The 3,254-nt window shown below is 52.5% G+C and carries 3 protein-coding genes and 2 pseudogenes; 4 read left to right on the plus strand and 1 reads right to left on the minus strand.

The genetic code is table 11. The features are described from left to right. Positions 1-198 (plus strand): annotated as a pseudogene (locus B5F88_RS18740) (hypothetical protein); the annotation flags it as partial. A 5-nt stretch (positions 199-203) separates the two neighbouring features. On the opposite strand, the gene B5F88_RS18745 reads toward B5F88_RS18740, so the two are convergent. Continuing rightward, positions 204-428, minus strand: a complete 225-nt coding sequence (locus B5F88_RS18745; protein WP_087348993.1) for a helix-turn-helix transcriptional regulator — start codon at positions 426-428, stop codon at positions 204-206. 114 nt (positions 429-542) lie between these two features. Between B5F88_RS18745 and B5F88_RS18750 the strand changes: the two genes are divergently transcribed. The 3 genes and pseudogenes from B5F88_RS18750 to B5F88_RS18760 all read left to right on the plus strand — a co-directional run. Further along, complete coding sequence (locus B5F88_RS18750) at positions 543-1,031, plus strand: SLOG family protein (RefSeq protein WP_087348995.1); 489 nt, start codon at positions 543-545, stop codon at positions 1,029-1,031. A 168-nt stretch (positions 1,032-1,199) separates the two neighbouring features. After that, positions 1,200-2,837, plus strand: coding sequence for a type IV secretory system conjugative DNA transfer family protein (locus tag B5F88_RS18755; protein WP_242959890.1), 1,638 nt, complete (start codon positions 1,200-1,202; stop codon positions 2,835-2,837). Then, positions 2,834-3,139: pseudogene (locus tag B5F88_RS18760) on the plus strand (formate hydrogenlyase); the annotation flags it as partial. The gene B5F88_RS18755 and the pseudogene B5F88_RS18760, both read left to right, overlap by 4 nt. Between the last annotated feature and the right edge of the window lie 115 nt (positions 3,140-3,254).

A 3,254-nucleotide genomic window follows, 5' to 3' on the forward strand; every position in this document is an offset into this window, starting at 1 on the left:
AAAGAGTCTCGGTCGGAGTTCGACTTGGCCGGTATCAGCGGCAGCTCCAGTATCTCCAAGAGCGAAATCAGTACGGAGACGACCCATGAGCGCCCCTCTGTTCTGGCACAGTTGAAGGGGTACCGGGAGCAGCTAAATCGGCAGCACAAAGCGGCTCCGGCCAGAAGCAAACAAAAAGGACGCCCCAAGCAGAGATAATGCCCCTACAGTTGGGGCGTATGTTCACACTCACAATCGATTAAAAACAAGTCATTTGGTGTGCAGTTTAGCAATAAACAAAGGGTTTCAATTCGCTCCAATTTGATAGACTGGGTTTCATTGTTTACCATTCGGTTGAAATTCTGATAGCTCATTCCAAGTTGCTTATAGAGCCAATATTTTGTCCTGCCCTGTTTCTTCAGCAATTCCAACACATTCAGTTTCACCATATCTCATGCTCCTATTATCTAATGTTATGGTTAGATAATAGGGAATTGCTCGCTCGAAGGTATAGACTATTACATTAGATAATGTTATAGTCTACACCAAAGGAGGGGTGGTTTATGCATGAGCAAGAGCTACGGAAACACCGTTGCTGCTTTACGGGACACAGACCAGAAAAGCTGAACATCTCAGAAGAACAGCTATGTGTACGATTAGGACAGGAAATCGACCGAGCGATAGAGGATGGGTTTACTACATTTATTTCAGGTATGGCAAAGGGGGTAGATATTTGCGCGGCAGAGCTGGTTCTTAAACGCAGAGTATCAGATAACCGACTGAAGCTGATCTGCGCACTTCCGTATGAAAATTTTGGGCTTCATTGGAGTGCGTCTTGGACTAGTCGTTATGTGGAGGTGATACGGCACGCAGATCTGGTGCGCTGTATTAGTCAGGAGTTCTCCTATTCCGCATACCAGCGCCGCAATGAATGGATGGTAGATCACTCTGGGCGGGTGATCGCGGTCTACACAGGCGAGAGCGGAGGGACCAGAAATACCATCGCTTACGCCAAACAACAGCACATTCCGTGTGTTATCATCACACCATAAACAAGGGGACTCAGCAGACGAATCCATCTGCTGAGTCCCCTGTGTTTTGTCTGGAGGTGAGTTTTCCTGAAACAAAGCTCCAGGGCCGGGGACATTGTCCTGGCCCTGTTTTTCTATGTTCCGGTGGTCTGGGGCGCATTGCTCATTGCCCAATCCTTGGGGCGTGGATTGCCGGAACTTCTTACCAATCTGACAACGGCGCTCCAGCACCCGCTGGATATCCATTGGACAGACAAAAGCCTGCTGTCCATCCTGATCTGCACCGGCCTCTATATCATGGGCCTATGCGTCTACGCTTCGGAACAGCGGCGTACTCGGGACGGCGAGGAGCACGGCTCCGCCGCCTGGGGCTCTCCCCGACAGGTCAACGCCATGTTCCGCCAAAAAGAGAACAAGATCCTGACCCGCCATGTCCGCCTGGGCCTGGACACCCACAAGCACCGCCGCTCCCTCAACGTCCTGGTGATTGGCGGCAGCGGCGCGGCCAAGACCCGCAGCTATGTGAAACCAAACATCCTGGAGGCCAACACCAATTATGTCATCACTGACCCCAAAATGGAGGTGCTCACAGCCACCGGAGGGTGGCTGAAAAGCAAGGGATATGACATCCGGGTACTCAACCTGGTCAACCTGGAGGATTCGGACGGATACAACCCATTCCGCTATCTGAGAGATGAAAAAGATGTCCTCAAGCTGGTCAATAACCTCATCCAGGCTACCACACCAAAGGGCAGCCATGAATCTGATCCGTTTTGGACGAAAGCTGAGACGGCGCTCCTCCAAGCCATCATCCTCATGCTGTTCCAGGAGGCTCCAGAGTATGAGCAGAACTTCTCCATGGTTATGCGGGTGCTGGAATACGCGGAGGTTCGAGAGGAGGATGACGAGTATCTCTCCCCCCTGGATCTGCTGTTCCAGGCCATGGAACGGGAGAATCCGGAGAGCGTGGCTCTCAGGCAGTACAAAGTATTCAAGCAGAGCGCGGGCAAGACAGCCAAGAGTATTTTGGTCTCCGCTGCGGTTCGTCTGGCCCCCTTTAACCTGCCCCAGATCCGGGCCATCACGGATCACGACGATATGGACCTCTATACCCTGGGAGAAAAGAAATGCGCTCTCTACGCCGTGATCCCGGACAATGACAACACCTTCAATTTTTTGGTGTCCCTGCTCTATTCCCAGGCGTTTCAGACGCTTTATTATAGTGCAGACCAACTTCACCATGGAGCATTACCTTGCCATGTTCATTTCGTACTGGACGAGGCACCGTCCATTAACCTGGGCGGACTACCTCGTGAGCTATCAACCATGCGTTCCAGAAATATTTCCTGCAGCACCATCATCCAGAACATGGCCCAGATCAAGGAGCTGTACAAGGACTCCTGGGAAACCATCCCCGGCAACTCTGACACCATCCTCTATCTGGGCGGCAACGAGCAGAGCACCCATAAGTACATCTCCGAGGCTCTGGGCAAGGCCACCATTGATACAAAGACCCATGGGCAGACCAAGGGCAAATCAGGCTCCTACTCCACCAATTTCCAGATGAGCGGACGGGAGCTGCTTACCCCCGATGAGGTTCGTGCGTTGGATAATCGCTATTGCATCTTGTTTATCCGGGGAGCAAAACCCGTCATGGACCTAAAGTATGAACTGACTGAGCACCCCGCTATCCGCTACACCGTGGACGGAGGCGGAGCGCCATATATTCACCATGGACACAACACCACACCGGCCATTCCAGGCACACCGTTCTTCCAGATTATTTCTGCCGATGAAACCGACAAAGAAAAGGAGACTGCAGCATGAAACATGATCTGACCACCCGTAAGTATGAGCGCCGCGCACGGAAACTGTACGCCCTGTTTTCCTGCCTTGTTCTGGCGCTGACCGTTATGGTTGTCCCGGCCTTTGCCGCGGACGATCCACTGACGGTTGTCAACAACCTTTCCGAGTTCATCTTCTCCCTGATTCGGGCCATCGGCCTGATCCTGCTGGGCTTCGGTGTCCTCCAGCTGGGCCTGTCCCTCAAGAGCCACGACCCCTCTCAGCGGGCCAACGGCATGCTCACCATTGCTGGCGGTATTGTGATCACCTTCACCAAGGAGATACGGAACCGCCCGCTGGAGTGCATAATTTTAAGTGTAAAGGACACCTACATGGACGCACAGGAGGTTATGCACATGACTGATTATAGCAAAATTACCGCCCTTTACTCCCGCCTTT

This window comes from Flavonifractor sp. An306, assembly GCF_002159455.1.
GTDB lineage: Bacteria > Bacillota > Clostridia > Oscillospirales > Oscillospiraceae > Flavonifractor.